Annotated in this window: 20 protein-coding genes; 4 read left to right on the top strand and 16 right to left on the bottom strand. The window is 66.1% G+C overall.

The genetic code is table 11. From position 1 onward, the window contains the following. Positions 1-40: 40 nt before the first annotated feature. From tuf to rpsL, 4 genes are read right to left on the bottom strand one after another with little or no spacing between them, the layout of a single operon-like run. Positions 41-1231, bottom strand: a complete 1191-nt coding sequence (gene tuf / locus ACUJ46_RS03355; protein WP_445389026.1) for an elongation factor Tu — start codon at positions 1229-1231, stop codon at positions 41-43. A 49-nt stretch (positions 1232-1280) separates the two neighbouring features. Continuing rightward, positions 1281-3356, bottom strand: a complete 2076-nt coding sequence (gene fusA / locus ACUJ46_RS03350) for an elongation factor G (protein WP_445389025.1) — start codon at positions 3354-3356, stop codon at positions 1281-1283. A gap of 57 nt (positions 3357-3413) precedes the next feature. After that, a complete protein-coding gene (gene rpsG / locus ACUJ46_RS03345; RefSeq protein ID WP_445389024.1) occupies positions 3414-3884 on the bottom strand; it encodes a 30S ribosomal protein S7 in 471 nt (156 codons plus the stop codon). A 15-nt stretch (positions 3885-3899) separates the two neighbouring features. After that, positions 3900-4271 carry a 30S ribosomal protein S12 gene (gene rpsL / locus ACUJ46_RS03340; protein WP_152577498.1) on the bottom strand — a complete coding sequence of 124 codons (372 nt, stop codon included), beginning with the start codon at positions 4269-4271 and terminating at the stop codon, positions 3900-3902. Between the two features lie 296 nt (positions 4272-4567). Here rpsL and ACUJ46_RS03335 point away from each other — a divergent pair, with 296 nt between their 5' ends. Further along, positions 4568-5287 (top strand): DUF1003 domain-containing protein, encoded by a 720-nt coding sequence (locus tag ACUJ46_RS03335; protein ID WP_445389023.1) that lies wholly within the window; start codon positions 4568-4570, stop codon positions 5285-5287. 72 nt (positions 5288-5359) lie between these two features. Here the strand turns inward: ACUJ46_RS03335 and ACUJ46_RS03330 are convergent, their stop codons facing one another. Together ACUJ46_RS03330 and ACUJ46_RS03325 are read right to left on the bottom strand one after the other, a co-directional pair. After that, positions 5360-6625 (bottom strand): Xaa-Pro dipeptidase, encoded by a 1266-nt coding sequence (locus ACUJ46_RS03330; protein ID WP_445389022.1) that lies wholly within the window; start codon positions 6623-6625, stop codon positions 5360-5362. Between the two features lie 13 nt (positions 6626-6638). Then, positions 6639-7415 (bottom strand): enoyl-CoA hydratase, encoded by a 777-nt coding sequence (locus ACUJ46_RS03325; protein WP_445389021.1) that lies wholly within the window; start codon positions 7413-7415, stop codon positions 6639-6641. Positions 7416-7589: 174 nt separating this feature from the next. On the opposite strand from ACUJ46_RS03325, the gene ACUJ46_RS03320 reads away from it, so the two are divergent. Beyond that, on the top strand, positions 7590-7961 hold the full coding sequence (locus tag ACUJ46_RS03320; RefSeq protein ID WP_445389020.1) for a DUF423 domain-containing protein: 372 nt from the start codon (positions 7590-7592) through the stop codon (positions 7959-7961). A gap of 67 nt (positions 7962-8028) precedes the next feature. Here ACUJ46_RS03320 and secA read toward each other — a convergent pair whose 3' ends face one another. Then, positions 8029-10827, bottom strand: a complete 2799-nt coding sequence (gene secA, locus ACUJ46_RS03315; protein ID WP_445389019.1) for a preprotein translocase subunit SecA — start codon at positions 10825-10827, stop codon at positions 8029-8031. Between the two features lie 180 nt (positions 10828-11007). On the opposite strand from secA, the gene argJ reads away from it, so the two are divergent. Further along, complete coding sequence (gene argJ / locus ACUJ46_RS03310) at positions 11008-12237, top strand: bifunctional glutamate N-acetyltransferase/amino-acid acetyltransferase ArgJ (protein WP_445389018.1); 1230 nt, start codon at positions 11008-11010, stop codon at positions 12235-12237. A gap of 124 nt (positions 12238-12361) precedes the next feature. Here argJ and ACUJ46_RS03305 read toward each other — a convergent pair whose 3' ends face one another. Both ACUJ46_RS03305 and ACUJ46_RS03300 read right to left on the bottom strand, forming a co-directional pair. Then, positions 12362-13321 carry a PEPxxWA-CTERM sorting domain-containing protein gene (locus ACUJ46_RS03305; RefSeq protein ID WP_445389017.1) on the bottom strand — a complete coding sequence of 320 codons (960 nt, stop codon included), beginning with the start codon at positions 13319-13321 and terminating at the stop codon, positions 12362-12364. Further along, the gene (locus tag ACUJ46_RS03300) at positions 13275-13895 is read right to left on the bottom strand and encodes a hypothetical protein (RefSeq protein WP_445389016.1); all 621 of its coding nucleotides are present in this window, start codon (positions 13893-13895) and stop codon (positions 13275-13277) included. The genes ACUJ46_RS03305 and ACUJ46_RS03300 overlap by 47 nt, the downstream gene beginning before the upstream one ends. Before the next feature lie 187 nt (positions 13896-14082). Here ACUJ46_RS03300 and ACUJ46_RS03295 point away from each other — a divergent pair, with 187 nt between their 5' ends. Then, a complete protein-coding gene (locus ACUJ46_RS03295) occupies positions 14083-14988 on the top strand; it encodes a glutathione S-transferase family protein (protein WP_445389015.1) in 906 nt (301 codons plus the stop codon). Positions 14989-15066: 78 nt separating this feature from the next. Here the strand turns inward: ACUJ46_RS03295 and trxA are convergent, their stop codons facing one another. Genes trxA through ahcY form a run of 7 tightly spaced genes read right to left on the bottom strand, consistent with a single transcriptional unit; the run spans position 15067 to position 25526 of the window. Further along, positions 15067-15390, bottom strand: a complete 324-nt coding sequence (gene trxA, locus ACUJ46_RS03290; protein WP_445389014.1) for a thioredoxin — start codon at positions 15388-15390, stop codon at positions 15067-15069. Positions 15391-15433: 43 nt separating this feature from the next. After that, complete coding sequence (gene addA / locus ACUJ46_RS03285; protein ID WP_445389013.1) at positions 15434-18934, bottom strand: double-strand break repair helicase AddA; 3501 nt, start codon at positions 18932-18934, stop codon at positions 15434-15436. Next, positions 18931-21864 carry a double-strand break repair protein AddB gene (gene addB, locus ACUJ46_RS03280; RefSeq protein ID WP_445389012.1) on the bottom strand — a complete coding sequence of 978 codons (2934 nt, stop codon included), beginning with the start codon at positions 21862-21864 and terminating at the stop codon, positions 18931-18933. Before addB ends, addA begins: the two co-directional genes overlap by 4 nt. Continuing rightward, entirely contained in the window at positions 21851-22585 is a 735-nt protein-coding gene (locus ACUJ46_RS03275; protein WP_445389011.1) for a nucleotidyltransferase family protein, read from the bottom strand. The genes addB and ACUJ46_RS03275 overlap by 14 nt, the downstream gene beginning before the upstream one ends. Next, positions 22582-23577: an aminoglycoside phosphotransferase family protein gene (locus ACUJ46_RS03270; RefSeq protein ID WP_445389010.1), complete on the bottom strand. Its 996-nt coding sequence runs from the start codon at positions 23575-23577 to the stop codon at positions 22582-22584. Before ACUJ46_RS03270 ends, ACUJ46_RS03275 begins: the two co-directional genes overlap by 4 nt. A gap of 37 nt (positions 23578-23614) precedes the next feature. Then, complete coding sequence (gene tsaE / locus ACUJ46_RS03265; protein ID WP_445389009.1) at positions 23615-24103, bottom strand: tRNA (adenosine(37)-N6)-threonylcarbamoyltransferase complex ATPase subunit type 1 TsaE; 489 nt, start codon at positions 24101-24103, stop codon at positions 23615-23617. Between the two features lie 13 nt (positions 24104-24116). Next, positions 24117-25526, bottom strand: coding sequence for an adenosylhomocysteinase (gene ahcY, locus ACUJ46_RS03260; protein WP_445389008.1), 1410 nt, complete (start codon positions 25524-25526; stop codon positions 24117-24119). Between the last annotated feature and the right edge of the window lie 24 nt (positions 25527-25550).

The raw sequence follows: 25550 nt of genomic DNA, 5'->3' as shown, positions 1-25550 counted from the left end.
GCCAGCGACGAATCACCGGCCGGGCGGGAGTGGTGCCTTACTACTTAATGATCGACGCGACAACCCCTGCGCCGACGGTCCGGCCACCTTCGCGGATGGCGAAGCGCAGGCCCTGGTCCATGGCGATCGGTGCGATCAGCTTCACACCGAGCGTGACGTTGTCGCCAGGCATGACCATCTCCGTGCCTTCCGGCAGTTCGACAGTGCCGGTGACGTCCGTGGTACGGAAGTAGAACTGCGGACGGTAGTTGGCGAAGAACGGCGTATGACGGCCACCTTCATCCTTCGACAGCACGTAGACTTCGGCCTTGAACTCGGTGTGCGGCTTGATCGAGCCGGGCTTGCAAAGCACCTGGCCGCGCTCGACGTCTTCACGCTTCGTGCCGCGCAGCAGGGCGCCGATGTTGTCGCCGGCCTGACCCTGATCAAGCAGCTTGCGGAACATTTCGACGCCGGTGCAGACAGTCTTCACCGTGTCCTTGATGCCGACGATCTCGACTTCCTCGCCAACCTTGATGATGCCGGTCTCGACACGGCCGGTAACGACGGTGCCGCGGCCCGAGATCGAGAACACGTCTTCGATCGGCATCAGGAACGGCTTGTCGAGCGGGCGCTCCGGCTGCGGGATGTACTCGTCCACGGCCTTCATCAGCTCGAGGACGGCGTCGCGGCCGATTTCCGGGTTCTTGTCTTCCAGAGCCATCAGGGCCGAACCCTTGATGATCGGAATGTCATCGCCCGGGAATTCATACTTCGACAGCAGTTCGCGGATTTCAAGCTCGACGAGTTCGAGGATTTCCGGGTCATCGACCTGGTCGACCTTGTTCATGAACACGACGAGAGCCGGCACGCCGACCTGACGGGCAAGCAGGATGTGCTCGCGGGTCTGCGGCATCGGGCCGTCGGTCGCGGACACGACGAGGATTGCACCGTCCATCTGCGCGGCACCGGTGATCATGTTCTTCACATAGTCGGCGTGGCCGGGGCAGTCGACGTGCGCATAGTGGCGCTGGTCGGTTTCATACTCGACGTGCGACGTCGAGATGGTGATGCCGCGCTCACGCTCTTCCGGGGCCTTGTCGATGTTCGCATAGTCAACGAACGTGGCGCCGCCGGTTTCAGCCAGCACCTTGGTGATGGCCGCCGTCAGCGAGGTCTTGCCATGGTCGACGTGACCGATGGTGCCGATGTTGCAGTGCGGTTTGTTCCGCTCAAACTTCGCCTTCGCCATTTTGGTTCCTCTTTGCGTTTCCAGGTTTTGCTTGTGTTGCAGCCAAAGCTCAGGCGAGCTTCGCCTTCACTTCTTCGGCCACGTTCGCAGGCACTTCGTCATAGTGGCTGAACTGCATCGTATACTGTGCCCTGCCCTGCGTCATGGAGCGGAGCTGGTTCACATAACCGAACATGTTCGCCAGCGGCACCATGGCTTCGATCACCTGCGCGTTGCCGCGGGTGTCGGTGCCCTGGATCTGGCCACGGCGACTGTTCAGGTCGCCGATGCAATCACCCATGTAATCCTCGGGGGTGACAACCTCGACCTTCATGATCGGCTCGAGCAGCTTGATGCCAGCCTTGGTGGCAGCTTCGCGCATCGCGCCACGGCCGGTGATTTCGAACGCCAGGGCCGAGGAGTCGACGTCGTGATAGGCGCCGTCAACGAGCGTTGCGGTGAAGTCGATGATCGGGAAGCCGATCATGGAGCCGCTGTCCGCGACTTCCCTGATACCCTTCTCGACGGCGGGGATATATTCCTTGGGAACGTTTCCACCCTTTACTTCGTCGACAAAGACGACGCCCGAGCCCCGTTCACCGGGTTCCACCACGATCTTGATACGGCCGAACTGACCCGAGCCGCCCGACTGCTTCTTGTGGGTGTAATCGACCTCGACCTTGCGGGCGAGCGATTCACGGTAAGCCACCTGCGGCGCGCCGACATTGGCCTCGACCTTGAACTCGCGCTTCATGCGATCGACAAGGATTTCAAGGTGAAGTTCACCCATGCCCTTGATGATCGTCTGGCCGCTCTCGATGTCGGAGTTGACCCGGAAGGATGGATCCTCCTGCGCCAGACGGTTCAGAGCGATGCCCATCTTTTCCTGGTCGGCCTTGGTCTTCGGCTCGACAGCCACTTCGATCACGGGCTCGGGGAATTCCATCCGCTCGAGAATGATCGGCTTCATCGGCGTGCAGAGCGTGTCGCCGGTGGTCGTGTCCTTCAGGCCGACCAGCGCGACAATATCGCCGGCATAGGCTTCCTTGATGTCTTCGCGGTTGTTCGCATGCATGAGCAGCATGCGGCCGATCTTCTCGCGCTTGTCCTTCACGGAGTTGAGCACGCTCGTGCCCGCCTCGAGCTTGCCCGAATAGATGCGGGCGAAGGTCAGCGTTCCGACGAAGGGGTCGGTCATGATCTTGAACGCAAGCGCCGAGAAAGGCGCTTCGTCGCTCGTCTCGCGGCTGTCGACTTCCTCGGTGTCGGGCTTGATGCCCTGGACCGGCGGAATGTCGAGCGGGCTCGGCAGATAGTCGATGACTGCATCGAGGAGCGGCTGAACGCCCTTGTTCTTGAACGAGGAGCCGCAGAGCACCGGCACGAAGTCGAACGCAAGCGTTCCCTTGCGGATCAGCCTCTTCAGCGTGTCGACATCCGGCTCCTGGCCTTCAAGATAGGCCTCCATGACGGCCTCGTCCTGCTCGACGGCGAGTTCGATGAGCTCGCTGCGGGCAGCAGCGGCCTCGTCCTTCATGTCCTCGGGAATGTCGCGATATTCGAACTTGGCACCAAGGGATTCCTCGAGCCAGATGATCGCGCGGTTGTGGACAAGGTCCACCATGCCCTTGAAGTCGCTCTCGATGCCGACGGGCAGGTAGAGGACGGCCGGGCGGGCGCCGAGACGGTCCTTGATCATCTGGACACAGCGACCGAAGTTCGCGCCGGTGCGGTCAAGCTTGTTGACGTAGCACATGCGCGGAACCTTGTACTTGTCCGCCTGGCGCCACACGGTCTCGGACTGCGGCTCGACGCCGGCAACGCCATCGAAGCAGGTGATGGCGCCATCGAGAACGCGCAGCGAGCGCTCCACCTCGATGGTGAAGTCCACGTGACCGGGCGTATCGATGATGTTGATCCGGTGGTCATTCCAGAAACAGGTCGTCGCAGCGGAGGTAATGGTGATGCCCCGCTCCTGCTCCTGCTCCATCCAGTCCATCGTCGCCGTGCCTTCATGCGTTTCGCCGATCTTGTAGGACTTGCCGGTGTAATAGAGGATCCGCTCGGTCGTGGTCGTCTTGCCGGCATCGATGTGCGCCATGATGCCGATATTGCGATACTTTTCGAGCGGGTTAGAGCGGGGCATGTTATACTCCGAGAGCTGTGCTTCGGTTGACTGGTCGTGCTTCTCGCGCTGTCGCCGTTACCAGCGATAGTGCGAGAATGCGCGGTTGGCTTCGGCCATCTTGTGCGTATCTTCCCGCTTCTTCACTGCGGAGCCGCGATTGTTCGCCGCCTCCATCAGTTCGGCGGACAGACGGGCCGACATGGTCTTCTCGGGCCGGTTGCGGGCCGATGCGATCAGCCAGCGGATGGCAAGCGCCTGCGCACGCTCGGGGCGGACTTCGACGGGCACCTGGTAGGTGGCGCCACCGACCCGGCGGGACCGGACTTCGACGAGCGGACGCACGTTCGCAAGGGCTTCATGGAAGACGCCGAGCGGCTCACGCTTGGCGCGGGCCTCGATGGTGTCGAGGGCGGAATAGACGATCGTTTCGGCGACCGACTTCTTCCCCTGATACATCACGAGGTTCATGAATTTGGTGAGCACCTGATCGCCGAAACGGGGATCGGGCAGGATTTCGCGCTTTTCGGGGCGACGACGACGGGACATGGTTCTGGCCTCCCCTTACTTCGGACGCTTCGCGCCGTACTTCGAGCGCGATTGCTTACGGTTCTTGACACCCTGCGTATCGAGGACGCCGCGCAGCACGTGATAGCGCACGCCGGGCAAATCCTTCACGCGGCCGCCGCGAATCAGCACGACCGAGTGCTCCTGCAGGTTATGGCCTTCACCGGGGATGTAGCCGATCACCTCGAAGCCGTTGGTAAGACGGATCTTGGCGACCTTGCGGAGCGCCGAGTTCGGCTTCTTCGGGGTGGTGGTGTACACGCGGGTGCACACGCCGCGCTTCTGCGGGCATGCTTCCATCGCAGGCACCTTGTTGCGCGCCTTCTGTGGCTCGCGGCCCTTGCGAATCAATTGGTTGATCGTCGGCATACGGTGTTCGCATCTTCCTGCTGTTCGACACTGCCGTACCGGCACTGCCTACTCCAGAACCCTTCCGCCCCTGGTCGCCAGCCTTGCGGGCAGCATGTCCACGGCATAAGCGCGAGCGAGCCCGCAATCGGGCTCCCACGCGCACGGATGGGTCTGTCGTTCCTTTGTTCACCCGCCCCGCGTGATCAGCCGGCATGACCGGAAAGCACCCGGGAGCGAGCGCGGCCCATACCCCCGGCACGATAGCGCGTCAACAGGCTTCGCACCGGCGCAAAGCTCGTGCATGAGTGTTCTGCATGTCTTCAAAGCCTCACAGAAGCGCCCGGATCGCGCGCGAAGCCATCACCGGCAAGGAAGTATCCCGCCACGCGCTCGTGCACCTCGGGTCGCTTCGCCCCGCCATTGCCGACATGATCCGGAACGATCATCCCGGCCTGGCCGACGACGCGCTCATCGCCTTGCAGACAGTCAACCGCTATCGGGGCCGATATGTCGAGCAGCTGTTGCGGACGGAGCGTGGCGCCTTCAGCGAACTGGACGCCGAAATCGTGCGCGCCATCGCAGACCAGGAGATGATGGTCGAAAATGTTGAGAAGGATTATGCGCGAACGCTGTCCCTGGGCGACCATGCGGCTGACCTGCTTGCCCGCTTCGGCGGCAGCTGGGCTTTCCTCATTACCTTCGCGGCCTTCATCACCTTCTGGATGATCCTCAATCATGCCGGCGGCAAGGAGGCCTATGATCCGTTCCCGTTCATTCTCCTCAACCTCCTGCTGTCGACACTGGCGGCCGTGCAGGCACCCATCATCATGATGAGCCAGCGCCGGCAGGAAGAACGGGACCGCATGCGGGCGCGCAGCGATTATCAGGTCAACCTGAAGGCCGAGCTCGAAATCCGCATGCTGCACGAAAAGATCGATCATCTCATCCAGCGCGAATGGGACCGTCTGGCAGAAGCGCGCTCCGTCCAGATGGAACTGCTGGATGCAATCGAGAAACGGCCCGGGCAGACATGAACCCGCGAGAAACGGCCCGGGCAGACATGAACCCGGGTCTGGCCCGCCCTATCTTGCCAGGCCTTGCGCGAATCAGCGCCGGTCAACCACCAGTGCGCCACCTTTCAGAACAGCCCGCGCCCGTTCGAGCGCAGTGACATCGGCAAGCGGATCCCCCTCGACCGCCACCATGTCGGCAAGGCGGCCCGGTGCGATTGCCCCGAGATCCTTCTCGCGGTTCAGCGCCTCGGCCGCCGTGCTCGTGGCAGCGCGCAGCGCCTGCAGCGGGCTCATGCCGTAGCGCACCATGACCGCAAACTGGCGCACTGCCTGGTCGTGCGGCATGACGCCGGCATCCGATCCGAACAGCATCTTCACGCCGGCGGCGCTGGCCTTGCGGAATCCTTCGCGCTGCACATCGGCCACTTCGCGGTCCTTGCGCAGATTATCCTCCAGAACGCCGTTCCGCGCGCCTTCTGCCTGCGTGTAATCGGTGTTGTAGATGTCCATTGAAAGATAGGTGCCATTGACCTTCGCCAGGCGGATGCCCTCGTCGTCGATCAGACTGGCATGCTCGATCGTGGTGATCCCGGCGCGAATGGCCGCCTTGATACCGGAAGCGCCATGGGCATGGGCCGCGCTGCGCAGGCCCCACATCCGCGCCTCGTCGGCGATGGCCTTCAGCTCTTCCTCGCGCAATTGCTGCTGGCCGACTTCGGTGTTGCGGCTGAACACCCCGCCCGTCGCACAGACCTTGATGACCTCCGCCCCATATTTGCGGATCTCGCGAACCTTCGCGCGCAATGCCTCGACACCATCAGCCACCCCGCGCGACCGGGCGTTGAAACTGGGCGGCAGGAAAGTGCTGTCACAATGCCCGCCTGTCGCGCCGAGCGAATAGGCCCCCGGCACGATCCGCGGACCCCGGATGCGGCCATCCTCGATCGCCTGCTTCAGCGCCACGTCGTCGAAATTCTCCGAACCGACGTTGCGAACCGTGGTGAAGCCCGTTTCCAGCATCCTGCCGGCGTTTGCGGCCCCGACGAGGGTCCAGTAATTGTCCGTCCGGACAAAGGCCTCCATCGGCGGCATCGCCGGGTCCGTCGTCAGGTGGACATGCATGTCGATGAAGCCGGGCACCAGGGTCAGGCCCTGCAGGTCGATGTGGCCGCCATCGGGCAATGTCACATCCGCCTGCGTTCCAACCCTGGTGATGCGGCCATCCTCGACAAGGATGGCCGGTTTTTCCACCATGCGCCCGCCCAGCACGTCGACCATGCGGTCGGCGGTGATCAGCACGCTCTCCGCCGCGACAGGGGCGGAGACAATGAGTGCTGCGATGATCAGGGCTGGTTTCACGGGCAAGGCCTTCCTACTGCTGACGGCCCCGGGCCTGCACCGCTTCGCGCCGCCGTGCAACCTCGTCCGGCGTGACGGCGCTGTTGGCGCTGGCAGACCGCTCCGTCTCGAGCGCCAGGGCGGCTCCGAAATTCGTCGCGAAACCGTCGTCGATCAGCTTCTTGTAGGCAGCGGAGAAACCGGGATCGATGGTCGCCATGTCGGCCGCGAGCCTGCGGGCGCTTTCGAGAAGCTCACCGGCCGGCACCACCCGGTTCACCAGCCCCCAGGCCTCTGCCGTCCTGGCGTCGAGGAAATTGCCCGAAAGCGAAAGCTCCTTGGCGCGATTGATGCCGATCAGCCGGCTCAGCTTCTGCGAAAGCCCCCAACCCGGCATGATCCCGACACGGGCGTGCGTATCGGCAAAGCGGGCGTTCTCCGATGCGATAAGCACGTCGCAGGCCAGCGCCACTTCGAAGCCGCCGGTGATGGCGACACCATTGATCGCGCCGATGACGGGCTTGCGGCACTGCTCGATGGCCTTGACCGGGTTGGCAAGCGGCGTCGTGCCCGTGGCATCGCCCATGGCCGTGGCATCCGAGCCCAGTTCCTTCAGGTCCAGCCCGGCGGTGAAGGCGCGTTCGCCAGCCCCTGTAAGGATGACGACGCGGACAGCATCATCCTCGTCCATGCGCTTCATCACATCGGCCAGTTCCGCGCGCAGCGCCTTTGACAGCGCGTTCATCGCGTCGGGCCGGTTGAGCGTGACGGTGGCGATCCCTTCAGAAACCGCGACTTCGACCAGTGCCATCTGTTCCTCCCTCATGTGCCTGCCGGTAGCCGGCTGCGAAAATGCTTGCGTGGCATGCCTGCCCTGCCTGCCCCCATAGGCCGGCGGCGGGCGGCTTGCACCCTCTTCCTCTGATTGGGGGAAAGCTGCACTCCCCTCTTTCCCGCCAAGCGCATCTGGCGCATTGTCGGTTGCATGTCAGCCACATCTCTTCTGCTCGCGCTTGCCGCATTGAATGGCCTCATGGCCGTGGGCTTCGGCGCCTTCGGGGCGCATGGCCTTGCCGATGCGCAGGCCCGGGCATGGGTCGAGACAGGCGCACAGTTCCAGCTGCCGCATGCAGCCGCGCTGCTCGCGCTCGTTGCGCTGGGCGGTGGAAAGCCCATGCGCCCCTTGATGGCGGCGGGCGGCTGGGCGCTCGGCCTTGGCAGCCTCGCTTTCGCGGGTGCGCTCTACGCGCTGGCCCTCGGCCTGCCGCGTGGTCTTGCCGCCGTGGCGCCGCTGGGCGGCACGGCGATGATGCTGGGCTGGCTCGCCCTTCTCTTCACCGTCATCCGCAAGAGCTGACAGGATTCTCTGAAAGGCGCTTCCGCCGGCACGGGGGCCGGCGGGATGCATGGGCCTCAGCCCGGCCTCAGCCGTTCAGGCCGTGGCAGTGCTTGAACCGGCTGCCGGAGCCGCAGGGGCACTGGGCGTTGCGCGGAACGCTGCGCTGCCAGGTCTCGGGATCCTCGGCCACGAAATCCGGACCGAACTGACCGGCGACGGCACGTGCCGATTCCACCTCGTCCGGGGAAAGCGGATCCCCCATGGCGAAGATGCCGGGTGCTGCCGGCGTGCCGATCCCGAAACCGGGAAGCGGCTGGATCCTGTTTTCCGGCTGTTCCGAAGGAAGCGGTCCCCCTTCCAGCTTCAGGAAATCCGGAAGGTCGGGCATGGGCATGGGTTCGGGCATGCGGAATTCGGCAAAGGCCAGCATCCGAGTCACATCCTCGCGCACCAGCCGCAGCATCCGCTCGAAAAGCTGGAAGGCCTCGGCCTTGTATTCGTTCAGCGGCTGCTTCTGGGCATAGGCGCGCAGGTGCACGACCTGGCGCAGCGCATCGAGCGTCGCCAGATGCTCCTTCCAGTGATGGTCGAGGCTTTGCAGAAGGAAGTTCTTTTCCATCTGCACCCAGTTTTCTTCCGGAATGCCCTTCTGCTTGCCGTCCATCTTCTCGTCGACAAGCGCGACGAGACGATCGACGAAGATTTCCTGATCGACCGCTTCTTCCTTCACCCAGTCGGCCAGCGGCACCTCCAGGTTGAGGGTGGTGGCAATTTCCATGCCCATGCCCTCGATGTCCCACTGCTCGGGATAGGTTCCGGGCGGGGCGAAGCGTTCGACAATGTCCTCGACGGTATCGCGGCGGAACTCGACCACGATATCGGAGACCTTTTCGGCATCCATGACGTCGGCGCGCTGCTCATAGACGACCTTGCGCTGGTCGTTCATGACATCGTCATACTGCAGCAGCTGCTTGCGGATGTCGTAGTTGCGGGCTTCCACCTTCTTCTGGGCGGTCTCGATGGCCTTCGAGATCCAGGGGTGGACGATGGCCTCTCCATCCTCGAGGCCGGAATGCATCACGCGGTGCAGCAGGTTCTGCTGGCCGAAGATCCGCAGCAGGTCGTCGTCGAGGCTGAGATAGAAGCGGCTGAGACCCGGGTCGCCCTGCCGGCCGGACCGGCCGCGCAGCTGGTTGTCGATCCGCCGGCTCTCGTGCCGCTCGGTGCCAAGCACGAACAGGCCGCCCGCCTCGCGCACCTTCTCGCGTTCGGCCTGCACCTCGGCCCTGATGGCGGCGATGCGCCGGTCACGCTCGGGGCCTTCGGGCACGCCCGAAAGCTCGTCCTCGATACGGAATTCGACATTGCCGCCAAGCTGGATGTCCGTGCCGCGGCCGGCCATGTTGGTGGCGATGGTCACGGCGCCAAGCCGCCCCGCCTGGGCCACGATATGGGCTTCCTGCTCGTGGTAGCGGGCGTTCAGAACCGAATGCTTCACCCCTTCCCTGGTCAGGAAGTTTGAAAGCGCCTCGGACTTCTCGATCGACACCGTGCCCACGAGCACCGGCTGGCCATTGGCCGCCGCTGCGCCGATCGCCTTGACGATGGCGGCGAACTTGTCGGCTTCGTTCTTGTAGAACTGGTCCTGATCATCCTTGCGCTGCACCGGAAGGTTGGTGGGAATTTCCACCACGTTCAGCTTGTAGATGTCGAAGAATTCGCCGGCTTCCGTCGAAGCCGTGCCCGTCATGCCCGAAAGTTTCGGGTAGAGGCGGAAATAATTCTGGAAGGTGATGGAAGCCAGTGTCTGGTTCTCGGGCTGGATGTCCACCCCCTCCTTGGCTTCCACCGCCTGGTGCAGGCCATCCGACCAGCGGCGACCTTCCATCATGCGCCCGGTGAACTCGTCGATGATGACGACCTTGCCATCGCGCACGATATAGTCGGTATCACGACGGAACATCATGTTGGCGCGCAGGGCCTGGTTCAGGTGGTGGACCACCTGCGTGTTCTCGAAGTCATAGAGATTGGCGCCCTCGAGCAGCCCTGCCGTTTCCAGCGCGCGCTCGGCAAATTCGGTGCCATCTTCCGTCAGGATCACGGATTTCGCCTTCTCATCCCGCTCATAATGGTCGGGCTGGAAGGTCTTCACGATCCTGTCGACCAGGATGTAGAGTTCGCTCTTGTCGTCGGTCGGGCCGGAAATGATGAGGGGGGTGCGCGCCTCGTCGATCAGGATCGAGTCCACCTCGTCGACGATGGCGTGGTTGAAGGCGCGCTGCACCATCTGCGAGCGCTCATACTTCATGTTGTCGCGCAGATAGTCGAAGCCGAATTCATTGTTGGTGCCGTAGGTGATGTCGGCGGCATAGGCATCGCGGCGCTGGATGTCGTGCAGGTTGGGCACGATGACGCCCACGGTCAGCCCCAGCCAGCGATAGAGCTGGCCCATCCATTCGGCATCGCGGCTGGCGAGATAGTCGTTCACAGTCACGACATGGACGCCCTTGCCGGGAAGGGCGTTGAGATAGGTGGCCAGCGTCGCGACGAGCGTCTTGCCTTCGCCGGTGCGCATTTCGGCGATTTCGCCGCGGTGCAGGACGATGCCGCCGATAAGCTGCACATCGAAGTGGCGCATGCCGAGAACCCGCTTCGAGGCCTCGCGCACGGTGGCGAAGGCTTCGGGCAGAAGCGCGTCCAGCTTTTCGCCATTGGCCAGCCTCTCGCGGAACAGGCGCGTCTGGTCCTGCAGCTCAGAATCCGAAAGGGCTTCGTATTTTGGCTCCAGCGCGTTGATCTGGCGGATGAGCGGCTGAAGAGACTTCACATACCGGTCGTTGGATGAACCGAAAATGGCCTTGGCGACCTTGTTCAAGCCGAGCATTGAGTGCCTTCACGAAAACCGGGCGGAAGGAAGGTTTCCCCGCCATCATGACCGCCGGGACATAGGAACCAGCCCGTTCGAAGTCAATCAAGGCGACACGCCCGAACCCTGATCCGCCGCCCTCTCGCACAGGGGAAAAAGGATGTTTAAGGAGTGTTGCGAACCACAGCCAGAGGCCCGATGACACACGCGATCTCCCCCCTTGCCCGCCCCTTCCCCGAGATGCCCGAAATCCCCGGCTGCCGCCGGGGAACGGCGACGGCCGGATACAAGCCCTGGGCGCGTGCCGATGTCACGCTCCTCGTCTTTGATCCGGGCACGACGGTCGCCGGGGTCACGACCCGCTCGAAATGCGCCTCGCCGGAAGTGGAGCTGTGCCGCCGCCATCTGCCGCGCGGGCAGGCGCGTGCACTGGTGGTGAACGCCGGCAACAGCAATGCCTTCACCGGCGCTGCGGGGGCCGAAGCGAACCGGCGGCAGGTGGCCGAGGTTGCGCGCCTCGTCGGCTGCACGGCGGAAGAGGTGTTCGCCAGCTCCACCGGTGTCATCGGCGTGCCGCTTCCGGCCGACAAGGCCGAAGCCGGCGCACGGGCGGCCCATGCCGCGCTCGGCACGGCAAGCTGGCTCGACGTTACACAGGCCATCGGCACGACCGACACCTTCCCCAAGGCCGCCTTCCGCGAAGCGATGCTTGGCGAAACCCGCGTCCGCCTTGCCGGCTTCATCAAGGGATCGGGGATGATCGCCCCCGACATGGCGACCATGCTGGGCTATGTGGTGACGGATGCCGCCATCGCCGCGCCGCTGCTGCAGCAGATGCTGGCCGATGCCAATGGCCGCACATTTTCCTGCATCACCGTCGATGGCGACACCTCCACCTCGGACACGGTGCTCGCCTTCGCGACAGGGGCGGCCGGAAACACGAGGCTGGAATCGATGGAGGATGCAGGCGCCCAGGCCCTTGTCGCGGCGCTCGAGGATCTCTGCCGCGAACTCGCCCAGCTTGTCGTGCGCGACGGCGAAGGCGCCAGCCGTTTCATCGAAGTCCGCGTCTCGGGCGCGGCATCCGACGAAAGCGCCCGGCGCATCGCCATGTCCATCGCCAATTCGCCACTGGTAAAGACCGCGATCGCCGGCGGCGACGCCAACTGGGGCCGGGTGGTGATGGCCGTGGGCAAGGCTGGCGAACCGGCCGAGCGCGACCGCCTGTCGATCCGCTTCGGCGGCATCGAGGTGGCGGCGAACGGCATGGTGCTGGCCGGCTATGACGAAGCGCCCGTGGCGGCCCATCTTGCCGGCCAGGACGTGGACATCGCGGTGGACCTGAAGCTGGGCGACGGGCGGGCGACCGTCTGGACCTGCGACCTCACCCACGGCTACATCTCGATCAACGCCGACTACCGCAGCTGACAGGGTCAGGCTGAAGGGCCGCAGCCGCGCCCGGCAGCGTCGGGAAAGCTCATGCCGCAAGGAAAAGGGGCCGCCCGGCCATGGCTGGGCGACCCCTTCCTTTTGCAGCTCTTGCCGGCGCGGTTCAGGCGCTGACGAGAGCCCGGCGACGGCGCGCCGCCATGCCGATGACACCGAAGCCCATGATCATCATCGCCCAGCTGGCCGGTTCCGGCACGGCGCCGGCACGCAGCAGGAACAGCTGGCCGCCCTCGACGAGCGCGCCATTGCCCAGCTTGATGCTGTGGGCCTGCACATCGCCGAGGAAGGCGGTGCCGGCGTCAAGGCCGAGAAGGGCCGAGATGTCGACGATACCGGAATTCTCCCAGTCGCCCACGTCCAGCGGATCGCTGTCCACCTGTCCTGCCGGAACGGCGGTACGGTCGATCGTGGCGACACGGGTCACCGAACCGTCGAGCCCGACTTCCAGCAGGCTGGATTCATTCGGGTTGATGCTGGCGACAGATGCCCAGTCCGCGGAACGGTCTTCCTGCACCATGATCTTGTCAGCGCCCGCCCAGTCCAGGTTGTCGGGGCTGCGCAGGGCATAGGTCGGGTCCGTATTGCCATTGTAGACAATGGTTGTCTGGCCGGACACGGGGTTGCCTTCCGCGTCGAAATCGAAGGCAATGGTGTAGAGCGTGCCCCAGGTATCGGCGCCATCCGCGAAGCTGGAGAGGCCGGTCGACGCGAAGGCGATCAGCTGGCCGTTCTCCGGATTGACGGCCACGTCTTCCGGACGGGAGAAGAGGAAGGCGCCCTTTTCGGCGGCTTCCGCCTTCAGCGTCGCCTGATCGGCGAAGCCCTGCGCATCATAGCCCGGCTCGCCGGCCTTGGAGGCATCGCGGACGGTCAGTTCGACCCAGGTTCCGCCGCGCGTGTCACCATTGGCGCCGTTGAACGTGCGGGGGTCCGCATCACCCGCATCGGACTTCCAGGCGTAGAGCTTGCCGCCGACAAGGCCGTTACGCTCCAGGATGCCGCCATTGGTCTGCTTTTCACCGACATAGAGATAGAGCGGCGCGGCCGAGCCACGGCACGGCATGCATCGTGCCGGTTTCCGGATCGAGCGCGAAAGCCGAGCCATTCGACGTTTCCTCGCCCGAAAGATAGAGACGGTCGGTGAGGCCGCGACCCTGACCGAACTGATGGCGCTCCACCAGCACGGACGAGCACAGGCGATTGAGACCGCCGCCGATCTGGGCCGAATCGGTCACTTCGGTTCCGAAGCGGTCGATGATGCTGCTGATGGCCTGTCCGGCATTGACGACACCGAGCGTCTTCTTGTCGATGTCGAAATAGGAAACCCGTGCCCCGGTCAGGCTGGTGCCGTTCGAAAGGCTGTAGGCATAGCCGCGCGAACCGGCGAGTTCATGGTTCACGAAGGCCCGGATGGTTTTGCCATCGAGGCTGTAGGCGCCGATGCCATCCATGATTCCGACCGGCTGATAACCGTTTGGCAGGGTTTCGCCGACGGTCACGAGACCGGTTATCGTCCAGCCGGATTCGACCTTCATCTGCGCCGGCTCAGGCGTGAAATAGGGAAGGAAGGAAGCAGCCTGCGCCGAGGCGGAAGCTGCGACAAGGGTAGTTGCAACGAGAAGTCTTGAACGCATCATGGTTTTGTCCCCTCTGTTTGGGTGAGGGGACAAATGCCATCCGGTCAATGACACTTCCGGGATGGACTCATTAATGAAAGTTTAAATTATTTTGTTAATCATGTTGCAAATTTATCAATGCATTTCAGCAGGTATCCCGCAAGCAAATTTGGGTCCAGGCTGAAAAACTATCCGAAAGGCTGCCCGCATGATCATCCTGCACCACTATCCCATGTCGCCCTGGGCGGAAGTGATCCGCCTCGCCCTTGGCCTCAAGGGCCTCGAATGGGGGTCGGTCATCATTCCGTCGATGCTGCCCAAGCCGCGCCTTGCGGTGCTGACCGGCGGATATGCCCGCACGCCGGTGCTCCAGATCGGCGCCGACATCTTCTGTGACACGACCGCCATCATAGACGCGATCGAGGCCGCAAGCCCCGAGCCATCGCTGTTTCCGGCGCCTGCCGGCAAGCTGCACCGCCTGCTGGCGGCCCAGGCGCAAGGCCCTGTCTTCTTCGGCGCCGTGGGCGCGGCGCTGGGCGACATGCCGGTCGAGGGGATGGAGGATTTCTGGAAGGATCGCGAAAGCCGCTTCGGCATGAAGCCCGAGGCGCTGAAGACCATGGTGCCCCACCTGAAGGCCCAGTTCCACGCCCATCTGGCCAATCTCGATGCCGCCCTCTCCGATGGCCGCGCCTTCCTCGGCGGGGACAGGCCAGGCCATGGCGACCTGGCGCAATATCAGCTCGTCTGGTTCCAGGGCCTGTCGACCGGCGGCGATGTGTCGGCGATCGGGAAGCGGCACGCGCATGTCGGCCAGTGGGTGGCCCGCGTCGCCGCCATCGGCCATGGCGCCCCACGGGAAATGGATGCGGAAGCCGCCATCGCAGCGGCAAAAGCCGCAACGCCCGACATGGGCGAAGCAGTGGATCCGGCCAGCGGCTTCACGGCGGGGCAGGCTGTGGCCGTCTCGCAGGAAGGGTGCCAGGACGCGCCAGTCTCAGGCCGCCTCCTCAGGCTGGACGACCGGCACATCGCCATCAGGCGTAATGACCTGGAAACAGGCGATGTCGTGGTGCATTTCCCGCGCACCGGGCAGATCCTGCGGCCTGCCTGAAGCCCACGCACCCACGCATTCTGGGTTGTGAAGCCCCCGCCCCGCCTTGCGGCGGGGCGGCACCGGGCCCTCAGCGGATCAGGCGATCGCGCCTTCGATCCATTTCTTCAGGTTGCTCTTCGGCTCGGCGCCAAGCTTGGTATCCACAAGCGCGCCGGCGCGGAACAGCATCATGGTGGGAATGGAGCGGACATTGAACTTGCCGGCCCATTCGGGTTCATCGTCGATATTGATCTTGGCAATGACGACCTTGCCGGAAAGCTCGTCGGAAATCTCTTCGAGCGCCGGGCCGATCATGCGGCACGGGCCGCACCATTCCGCCCAGAAATCCACTACGACCGGCAGGTCGCTCTTCAGCACGTCGGTTTCGAACGACGCATCGGTCACTTTGACGGTAGCCATGGTATCTCCTTGCTATCCTCGAAGAGATAGCCCCCCGCGTCCATCAATCAAGCGGCAACAGGCCCTCCAGCCCCGCCGCCTTCAAAATGAAGAGGCGCGGCCCGGCGGTGTAGAGCAGCTGCGCCTCCACCCGCCGGCCGGGAAAGGCCTGGCGCAAGACGGCGCAATAAGCCGCCATCTGCCGCCGGTAGGCAAGGGGCACCGCATTCTCATCCGCCGGAACCGACAACCCCGTCTTGAAATCTAGGACCAGGATCCGGTCATCCTCGACCAGCAGCCGGTCGACCGTGCCGGCGATCACCTGATCCCCGACGAGCCCGGCAACGGGCGCCTCGGCCAGCGATCGCGGCCCGAACAGCGGCTGCAGCGCCGGCATGGAAAGGATCACCTGCGCCTCGGCAAACATGGCGGCCGCTTCGGCTGCCGTGGCGCCCTGCCCTTGCAGCCAGCCCAGGGCAACGGCCTCGCGCCGATCGGGCGCAACATCGGGCAGGCGCTCGAAAAGCCTGTGCAAGAGCCGCCCGCGCCGCGCCGCATCCCTGAGCGCCGGAGTCGCCGGGCCAGTGGCCGGCGCGTCCGGCATGGCCGAAGGGGTGAGCGGGCGCGGCGGACGGGCAGGCGGCGGGGCCGGCGTGACCACGACATCATCGCGTATGGCGTGGCCGCTGCCTTCGGCCCGCACATCGGCCAGGGTGGGGTCGCGTGGCGCAGTCCATTCGCCGCGCCGGATGCGCAGCGCCGTGCCCCATTCCGCCCAGGCCGCGCAGCCGGCAGGCTCCGCGCCCGGCAGGCTGTCGAACAATGGCCGCAGCCGGCCGTACCAGCTTTCGTCCTTGTCGGTGCCAAGCACCGTTGCCCCCCGTGGGCCGACAGCACCGCCGATGTAGAGATGATCGGCAGCCCGGGTCAGCGCCACATAGAGCAGGCGCAGATCCTCCTCGGCGGCACGGGCGTCGCGCCTGTCGCGCAGGGCGATGAGGGCCTCGGGCATGTCGGCCGTGCGGGCGTGGAACAGGGGCACATCCCCGGAAGCGCCGGGCAGCCGCACGGGCAGCCAGCCCTCGCGGCTCTTCTGCCGCTGGTGGGCGGTATCGGCCAGAACCACCACCGGAGCTTCCAGCCCCTTGGCGCCATGAACCGTCATCAGCCGCACCTTGTCTGAAGGGCCGTCGGCATCACGCTTCACGTCCGAACCGTCAGCCTCCACCCAGGCCAGGAATGCAGCGAGCGAAGGCGGGTGCCGCACTTCATAGGCAAGCGCCTGCGAAAGCAGTTCGTCTATCGGGTCACCGGCTTCCGGGCCAAGCCGTTCCAGAAGCCGCCGACGCCCGCGGATGGGGCCGGACAATATGGTGTCGAGAAAATCATAAGGCCCGGCCGTATCCGCCAGCGCCAGCACCGTGTTGAGCAGCGCGCGCGCTTCGGCGGCCGCGCCGCCACCGGCCGCCGCGCGGCCCAGCGCCGCCCACAGGTCGGCCGGACGGTTGCCTGACAGGGCGCGCACCGCCTCATGGGTCCAGCCTAGGAAGGGGGAAACCAGAAGGCAGGCAAGGTTCAGGTCATCTTCCGGCTGCACCGCAAAGCGCACCAGGGCCAGCAGGTCGAGCACGGCATAGGGCTCGGTCAGCAACAGCCGGTCCACCCCGGCAACAGGCACGCCCTCGCCATGCAGCGCCGCGACCAGCCCGCCCATCAGCTGGCTGCGCTTGCGCACCAGCACCAATATGTCGCCGGCATTGGCATGGCGGCCATGGGCAGGCAGCCACAGCCTCTCGGGGTTGCCCGGCTCCAGCCATGCAGCGATCTGGCTGGCCAGCACCCGCGCCATGCGCCGGTCGGCGGCCTCGGTGCCGGAATCGCCGGCGTCTTCTGCGTCATCGCCTGCGGCTTCGCCATCATCGCCCCCGGCTTCCGTTTCGGGCGGCGTCAGCGCCGGCCACAGCACCACTTCGCCCGGCGCTTCGGCGCGGCTGCTCAGATGCGGCGCCTGTGCGCCCGTCATGCCAAGGGCTGCGGGCGTCACGGCGTCGATGAAGGCATTGACGAAATCGAGAACCGCCGGGCCGGAACGGAAGGAGCGGTCAAGCGGGACCAGGGCCAGCGGGCTGCCGGCGGCCTCGGCCAGCGGCACGATCCGCTTCGCCTCGGCTTCGAACAATTCCGGGTCGGTGCCCTGGAACCCATAGATCGCCTGCTTGTGGTCGCCCACCACGAACAGGCTGCGATGGCGTTCGCTGGCGCTGTCGAAATAGTCTTCCACCAGCCGGCCGATGATGGCCCACTGGCGGGCGTTGGTATCCTGCGCCTCGTCCACCAGCACATGGTCGAACCGGCTGTCGAGCTTCCAGCCGACATAGTTGGGCAGCCCTGCCGGCCCCAGCAGCCGGGCGGTGCGGGCGATCATGTCGTCATAATCGATGGCGACCGCCGCGCGCTTCAACCGCTGGTAGCGCGCCACCACCCGCGCCCCGCCCCGAAGCGCCCGCGCCCCGATATCCGCCGCCAGCAGCCGCCGTTCGGCATCCTCGATGGCCAGCACATGCGCCACCGCCGCATCGAGAAGGCCCTGAAGCGCTGGGTCCTTCTTCACCGCATGGCCATGCTTCAGCGGAGCGCCATCCTTCTTCAGCACAACGCCGCGCGCCATGTCCCATGCGTCGATACGCTGCCGGGCATCGGCCTTCAGCCAGGTGCGGGCCGCATCCGCAATGGCAAGGCCCGTTTTTGCCCCCCAGTGTTCCATGGCCTCGGCAATGCCGGCAAGCAGCGGGTCAAGCGGGCCGCCGGGCGCAGCGCCATCGCGACGCGCATCCCCCGGCATGGCATCGGGCGGCACGCCAAGGAACTGGCGCACGGCAAGGGCAATACCCGGTTCGGCGGGAAGGGCTTCCATTCCCTCGGCATGGGCGATCATGCAGCCCAGCGCCTGCATCACTCCGCCCTCCCCCTTCATCACGGAAAGCTCGGCCAGATCCTCGAGCCAGGCCACATCGCCCGCGCGCTGCGCCTCGGTGATGGCCTCGGCCAGCGCCTGCTGGCGAAGCTGGCGGCTGTCGCGCTCGTCAAGCGCGGTGAAGCCCGGCGGCAGGCCGGCTTCCAGCGGGAAGGCTGCGAGAAGCCCCTGGGCAAAGGCATGGATGGTCTGCACCTTCAGGCCGCCGGGCACATCGAGCGCAAGCGCGAAAAGCGACCGGGCACGGCCCAGCATCTGCGGTGAGGGAGCGCAGCCAAGCGCTTCAAGCTCCGCTGCAAGGGCTGCATCATCCAGTGTCATCCAGCCGCCAAGGCGCGCCGTCACCCGGTTCTGCATTTCGGCGGCGGCCGCCCGCGTGTAGGTCAGCGCCAGGATCCTGTCGGGTGCGGCGCCTGCCAGCATCAGGCGCAGCATGCGGTCGGTCAGCACCTGTGTCTTGCCCGTCCCGGCGGAAGCGGACACCCAGACATGGCGGCCCGGGTCGGCTGCCAGAAGCTGGTCGGGCGTGCGCCGGAGCGGCCCCTTTCGGACAGGGCTGGCCCCGGCGTTGCGGGTAGCGGCCCCGCTCACCGGCCCAGCCATTCCGCGACACGGGCGAGAAGATCATAATCGCCCCAGTTGCGCGCCTGCGCCATGTTGAGCTTCGCCTCGAAGGGCCGGTCACCCAGGAGATAGCTGCCGGCAAGCGCACGCCAGTCCGCGACGGCTTCGGCGATGTGCGCCTCAACATCCGCGGGCCTGGCCCGCTTGCCCAGCGCCGGCCTGACTTCACCAGGGGACTGGCCGCCCGAAAGCTTCAGATAGAGCAGGTCCGTCACCTTGCCCGGTGGCACGCCCGGAAAGGCGCCCGCTTCGGCCATGGCGGCCAGAAGCGCCAGCTGCGTCTGCCACAGCGTCTTCACATCGGCGATGCCCGGCACGCCGCCCGTCTTGTAATCGACAATGCGCAGGCCTTCGTCAGCGGAATCGATGCGATCAGCCCTGCCGTTCAGGGTCACGCCCCGCCATTCCATCACGCCGCTTTCCTCCCACGCCAGCGGAGTCCAGATGTCATCCTCCCGCAGGCGGTCGAGCACGAAGCGCACCATCCGCATCACGCGCGGGCGCCACAGGGCGGCAAGATCGGGCCGGTCGCCCAGCTTCGCCAGTTCCGCATCCACCAGCCCATCGAGGGCGGCGATGTCGCTGTGGCCTTCCTTCAGCCAGCGTTCCAGAATGTCGTGCACCACCCGCCCGCGCTCGCCCGCCGTCGGCTCGGCATCGCGCGGGTCCAGCTGCCTGAGCTTGAGCATGTGGCGGGCGTAAAAGCTGAAGGGGTCGGCCTTCAGCGTCGCCACTTCGGTCACGCTCATCCGGCGCGGGCGCTGGCTGGCGGGGGGCGCGGGGGCCGGGCGGTCGATGAGGACAGGCCTTTCCGGGCGGTCAAGCTCCCGCGCGGCGGAAAGCAGCCCGCGCCCGCGCGGTGAAAGCCTGCCTTCATCGGGCAGGCCGCCGGCAGCGGCAGCAAGCCGCTGCCAGAAGCGCGAGGGGACGGATGGCGCCCCGCCTTCCCGCGCCGACCGGGTGAGAAGCACCTCGGGCGCGCCGAGGCCCATGGCGAAGTCATGCGCCTGCATGCCCGTGCGGCGGGCAAGGCCGGGCAGGCCGAGCACGCGGCGGATTGCGGGCGCCAGAAACGGATCGGGTGCCGGAACGCCGGGCCACACCTGCTCGTTCAGCCCGCCCATGACAATCAGATCCGCCGTCTGCAGCCGCGCCTCCAGTGGCCCCCAGATGGACAGTTGCGGATGGCGGCGCCAGCGCGGCCGCACGCTCTGGCCCGCCATCAGGCCCTGCACAAGGGCTGCGGCATCCTCCGGCCGCACGGACAGGCGCGAAAGATCGGGCCGCGATTCCTCCAGCGCATCGAACAGCCCGGAAAGCGCGGCGCCAGCCTCCCCCTGCCACAAGGCGGGGCCGGCAAGGCGTTCAGCCACTGCACGCAGACAGTCCATGAGGGCGGCCGCATTGCCGGGCAGCGGCTCCAGCGGGGCCAGAAGCGGCCTTGCCTCCTCCTCCCACCAGGCAGCGATTGCCTTCAGCTCTGAAGATGCAAGTCCGGAAGACGCAAGCCGGGCCGATACACCGGCCAGCCCCGGCGCCGGCCGCAGCCCGCGCAGGGCCTTCCTGTCAAGCGCGCGCACATGGTTGAGCCAGCCAAGCCGGCCGTCGCCTGTCATGGCGAGCGGATGCTGCAGGGCCGCCAGCAGGCGAACGGGGGCAAAGGCCTCTCCTGCAGCAGCCGCCAGCGCAACAAGGAAGCTGCCCGGCCAGGTCGCGGCAAGCGGCTCACCTGCGCTGTCGTCGATATCGATGCCGAAGCGGCGCAACTGCACCACCACCCGCCGCGCGAGTGTCCTGTCCGGTGTCACCAGCGCGCCGGTCGCGCCTTCGCGCTCCACCAGCTTGCGCAGGGCAAGGGCGATCACCAGCGCTTCTTCGGCCGGATGGGCTGCTTCCACCATGCGCAGGCCGGAAAGCGCCTCGGCCTCTGGCGCGGCCAGCCGCGCGCCGCTCAGCGCGGGGGGGTGCATGGCCAGCGAGACAAGCGCTGCCCGCGCCGGCGGGCTGCCGGAATGGCCGGGCGCTACATGGGGCCAGGGCCGCGCTTCCGCCAGCGCCAGCCCGCAGGCATGGATCAGGCCCAGCATTCCATATTGGGGGTGGGTTTCCAGCCCCTCGCGGATATGGCTTGCCACTTCTTCGTCGAGCGCAAGGTCAAGCCCGGGCAGCAGCAGCAGGCTGCCCGGCATGCGCACCACCACACGCGCCAGCCGGGCGACAGCTGGCGGCGCGCTGGCGAAGCCCGCCATCACCACCCCGTGCGGCGGCGGAGAGGCAGCCCAGCGCGCGGCAAGCGCATCGAGCATCCGGTTGCGCCGGGCGGCAGGATCCAGAAGGCCGCGCGCCTCCAGCACCTCGGGCCAGGCGCGGTAGAGGGTTTCAAGGATGCGGGCATTGACCTCCCAATGCGCCTGCAACGCTCCTTCGGGCGCAGCCTCGGCCAGCTCGGCGGCAGAGCGCCCCTCGATCTCAAGTGTGTCGAGCGCCGAGGCCAGCTGGGCGGCAAGCGCCAGCGCCTCGGGGCTTTGCAGCTGCCGCGCCGAGGACAATATGGCCGCCAGAGCCACCTGCCGGGCAAGAACCGGCATGTCAGGCCGTCCGGCGGCTGGCCCTTCCAGCGTTTCGGCGAAACTGCCCGTGGCGAAGGCGTCCCCGGCCATCTCGTCGAGGTCACCGGCCGGGGCCATGCGCGGAAGCAGCAGCGCCTTCCCGGCCGACTGGCGGACAAAGGCGTCGGAAAGCGCCCGCACCGCCCGGCGGCTGGGCAGGATGACCAGCATGCGCGCCAGATCGAGCGGATCGGCATGGCGCGCCAGAAGGCCGGCGGCGAGATCGTCGGCAAACGGCCGCCAGGCCGCTATGGTGAACAGCCCGACCCGAGGGTCAGAGCCACTCAAGCAGCATCTCCGTCTGCTTCACGGCGGCGGCGGTGCCCACATCGAACCACAGGCCCTGATGCACCACCCCATAAAGCCGGCCTTCGGCGGCGGCCTTGTCCCACAGGCGGTTCATCGAAAAGGGGGTGGGCGTCTCGCCCTCGAAGAGCCGCTTCGACAGCATCTGCAGGCCGGTGAAGACGAAGGGGGCAACCCGGCCCGGCCGGCGGCGGATGAGCCTTCCTGCCGGGTCCATGTGGAAATCGCCCTGGCCCTGATGGCAATTGGCGCGCGCCAGCGGAATCATCAGCAGCAGCGCGTCCATTTCGTCCGGGTTCCAGCGGCCGGCCAACAGCTCCACCGCGCCCACCGGCCCGTCGATCCAGATGTTGTCGGCGTTGATGGCAAGGAAGGGGTCCGCGTCGATCAGCGGCAGCGCCCGGGTGATTCCGCCGCCGGTTTCCAGAAGCTCGGCGCGCTCATCGGAAATGCGGATGTCGAGCCCTGAGGGCCTCGCCGCCAGATGCGCCTCCAGCCTGTCGGCCATATAATGCACATTCACCACGGCCTGCCGGACTCCGCCGGCGCGCAGCGTGTCGAGCGCACGATCGAGCAGCGTGCGCCCCGCCACCTGCACGAGCGGCTTTGGCCGGGTGGCGGTCAGCGGCCGCATCCGCCGGCCGAGGCCGGCTGCCAGCACCATCGCGGCGGACGGCGCTTCTGACCTGACGCTGCCGCTCATCGCCCTGCCCCTTCCATGCACCAGCCGGCCCGCCGCTCCTGCGGCACATGCGCGTCGAACCAGGCCTTCACGGGCGCAAGCGCCGGGTGGGCGAAATTGCGGTCGAGATAGGCCCACACACGCGGCAGCCGCTCGACATAGCCGGCGCGGCCATCACGATCGCGCAGGCGGACGAAGACGCCCAGGATCTTCACGTTGCGCTGGGCGCCAAGCACTTCATAGGCGGTGCGGAAGGCCGCCCGGTCATCGACACCGCCATCCAGCATATACTGGTCCAGCATCTGCTTCTCGATCCGGGGGGACACGTCCCGCCGGGCATCCTGCAGCAATGAGACAAGATCATAGGCCCGGTGGCCCGCCAGCGCGTCCTGGAAATCCAGAAGGCCAAGCCCCCGGATGCCCGGCCTGCCGGGCAGCAGCATCAGATTGTCCGCATGATAGTCGCGCAAGGTGACGACGGGCGCCCTGTCCGTCTCTGCCAGCACATCGGCCCATGCCTTGTCCCAGGCGGCCAGATAGGCGTTCTCGTCGATGTCCAGCCCGGCCGCCCGGCCATACCATTCGGCAAAGACCATCACCTCGCGCGCAAGGGTTGCACGGTCATAGGGCTCAAGCTCCAGCGGCGGCGGCAGGCGGTGCAGTTCGTTCAGCAGGCGCACGGCCAGCCCATAGACAGCATCCTCGCGGCCCGGCTCCGCCTTCAGCACCGGGCCGACGAGATCGTCGCCGAAATCCTCGATCAGCAGAAAGCCCGCCTCGAGATCCCCGGCGAGGATGCGCGGCGCTGAAAAGCCGGCCCCCACCAGAAGATCGGCAATGCGGATGAAGGGGCGCACATCCTCATGCGCGGGCGGCGCATCCATCAGCACCGCCTGCCTGCCACGATCATTCACGCGGAAATAGCGTCGGAAGCTGGCGTCGCCCGCCAGCGGGGCGATGTCGGCTGCACCCCAGCCATGGCGCGCCAGAAAGTCCCTGGCGCCGTCACGCACCTGCATTGTCACTCATCTCCGGCAGGGCCGGAGACAATCAGGAGGCGTTGCCCGGCCACCGGCCTTTCCAAGCCGGGGATGCATGGGAAGTCAAGCGGCGGTCTGGCCCGCCAGCGCCATCCAGCCTGATCCAGAGGCGTTCCGGCCAGAAGGCCGCGCCGAGGCGTTCCGGCCATTCGACCAGCAGCGCGCCATCAGCCAGCCAGTCATCAAGGCCAAGCGCCTCCACCTCCGATGGCCGTTCAAGCCGGTAGAGATCGGCATGGGCGACCGGAACATCGAGATCGGGATAGGTCTGCACAAGGGTGAAGCTGGGGCTGGGCACTTCGCCGCGATGGCCCAGCGCCTCGAGGATGGCACGGGCCAGGGTGGTCTTTCCAGCACCGAGGTCACCGGAAAGCGCCACCACGTCGCCGGGGGCAAGCAGTGCGGCGATGCGGGCGCCCAGCGCCCGCATGCCGGCTTCGTCCAGCGTCTGGGCCAGTGTCTGGGCCAGCCCTGTCTCCACGCGAGGTCCATTCTCCACGCGCCGTCCGCCCTCAGTAGCGGTAATGCTCGGGCTTGAACGGCCCTTCGGGCGCGACGCCGATATAGGCCGCCTGGTGCGGGGCCAGCTTCGTCAGCTTCACGCCAAGCTTCTCGAGGTGCAGGGCCGCCACCTTCTCGTCGAGATGCTTGGGCAGCACATGCACCCTGTTGTCATAGCTGGCGCCATTGGCCCACAGCTCGATCTGGGCCAGCACCTGGTTGGTGAAGGAGGCGCTCATCACGAAGCTGGGGTGGCCGGTTGCGCAGCCCAGGTTCACCAGCCGCCCCTTGGCCAGCACGATCAGGCGCTTGCCATCGGGGAAAACCACTTCGTCCACCTGCGGCTTCACCTCTTCCCAGGGGAAGTTCGAAAGCGCGCCGATCTGGATCTCGGCATCGAAGTGGCCGATGTTGCAGACGATGGCCCGGTCCTTCATCGCCCGCATGTGGTCGATGGTGATGACATCGGTGTTGCCCGTCGCCGTCACGAAGATGTCGGCCTGGGGGGCCGCCTCGTCCATGGTGACGACCTGATAGCCTTCCATCGCCGCCTGCAGGGCGCAGATCGGGTCCACTTCGGTCACGAGAACCCGGGCGCCGCCGTTGCGCAGCGATGCAGCCGAGCCCTTGCCCACATCCCCGAAGCCGGCGACCACGGCGACCTTGCCGGCCAGCATCACGTCGGTCGCGCGGCGGATGCCATCGACCAGCGATTCCTTGCAGCCATAGAGATTGTCGAACTTCGACTTGGTGACGCTGTCGTTCACGTTGATCGCCGGGAAGGGCAGATGGCCACGGCCGGCGATTTCATAGAGGCGGTGAACGCCGGTGGTGGTTTCTTCCGAGACGCCCTTGATCGAGGCCTGGGTCTTCAGGAAAAAGCCCGGCGTCGCCGCCGCCCGCTCGCGGATCATGCGGAAATATTCCACTTCCTCCTCGTTGGCGGGCTCGGGCAGGGGTTCGCCGGCTTCGAAACGGGCGCCCTTCAGGATGTACATGGTGGCGTCGCCGCCATCGTCGAGGATCATGTTCGCGCTATGGTCGCCCCACTGGAAGATGGCGTCGACGAACTGCCAATATTCGCGCAGGCTCTCGCCCTTGTGCGCAAAAACGGGGATTCCAGCAGCCGCGATGGCGGCAGCTGCATGATCCTGGGTGGAGAAGATGTTGCACGAGGACCAGCGCACCTCGGCGCCCAGCGCCGTCAGCGTCTCGATGAGGACGGCGGTCTGGATCGTCATGTGCAGGCAGCCGGCAATGCGCGCGCCGCTCAGCGGCTTAGCCGCGCCGAATTCGGCGCGCAGCGCCATCAGGCCCGGCATCTCGGTTTCGGCAATGGCGATTTCCTTGCGCCCCCAGCCCGAAAGCGAAAGGTCGGCGACTGCGAAATCATTGAAGGCTGGCGTCTGGCTGTCGGCCACGGGGCATGCTCCGGATCTTTGGAA

It is taken from the genome of Sandaracinobacteroides sp. A072, assembly GCF_052616365.1.
This window is presented reverse-complemented; position numbering and strand designations above follow the sequence as displayed.

Bases quoted from the DNA above. Each gene is read 5' to 3' on its own strand.
- tuf (WP_445389026.1), bottom strand. From the start codon at position 1,231: ATGGCGAAGGCGAAGTTTGAGCGGAACAAACCGCACTGCAACATCGGC.
- fusA (WP_445389025.1), bottom strand. From the start codon at position 3,356: ATGCCCCGCTCTAACCCGCTCGAAAAGTATCGCAATATCGGCATCATG.
- rpsG (WP_445389024.1), bottom strand. From the start codon at position 3,884: ATGTCCCGTCGTCGTCGCCCCGAAAAGCGCGAAATCCTGCCCGATCCC.
- rpsL (WP_152577498.1), bottom strand. From the start codon at position 4,271: ATGCCGACGATCAACCAATTGATTCGCAAGGGCCGCGAGCCACAGAAG.
- ACUJ46_RS03335 (WP_445389023.1), top strand. From the start codon at position 4,568: ATGTCTTCAAAGCCTCACAGAAGCGCCCGGATCGCGCGCGAAGCCATC.
- ACUJ46_RS03325 (WP_445389021.1), bottom strand. From the start codon at position 7,415: ATGGCACTGGTCGAAGTCGCGGTTTCTGAAGGGATCGCCACCGTCACG.
- ACUJ46_RS03320 (WP_445389020.1), top strand. From the start codon at position 7,590: ATGTCAGCCACATCTCTTCTGCTCGCGCTTGCCGCATTGAATGGCCTC.
- secA (WP_445389019.1), bottom strand. From the start codon at position 10,827: ATGCTCGGCTTGAACAAGGTCGCCAAGGCCATTTTCGGTTCATCCAAC.
- argJ (WP_445389018.1), top strand. From the start codon at position 11,008: ATGACACACGCGATCTCCCCCCTTGCCCGCCCCTTCCCCGAGATGCCC.
- ACUJ46_RS03305 (WP_445389017.1), bottom strand. From the start codon at position 13,321: ATGCCGTGCCGTGGCTCGGCCGCGCCGCTCTATCTCTATGTCGGTGAA.
- ACUJ46_RS03300 (WP_445389016.1), bottom strand. From the start codon at position 13,895: ATGATGCGTTCAAGACTTCTCGTTGCAACTACCCTTGTCGCAGCTTCC.
- ACUJ46_RS03295 (WP_445389015.1), top strand. From the start codon at position 14,083: ATGATCATCCTGCACCACTATCCCATGTCGCCCTGGGCGGAAGTGATC.
- trxA (WP_445389014.1), bottom strand. From the start codon at position 15,390: ATGGCTACCGTCAAAGTGACCGATGCGTCGTTCGAAACCGACGTGCTG.
- ACUJ46_RS03275 (WP_445389011.1), bottom strand. From the start codon at position 22,585: ATGAGCGGCAGCGTCAGGTCAGAAGCGCCGTCCGCCGCGATGGTGCTG.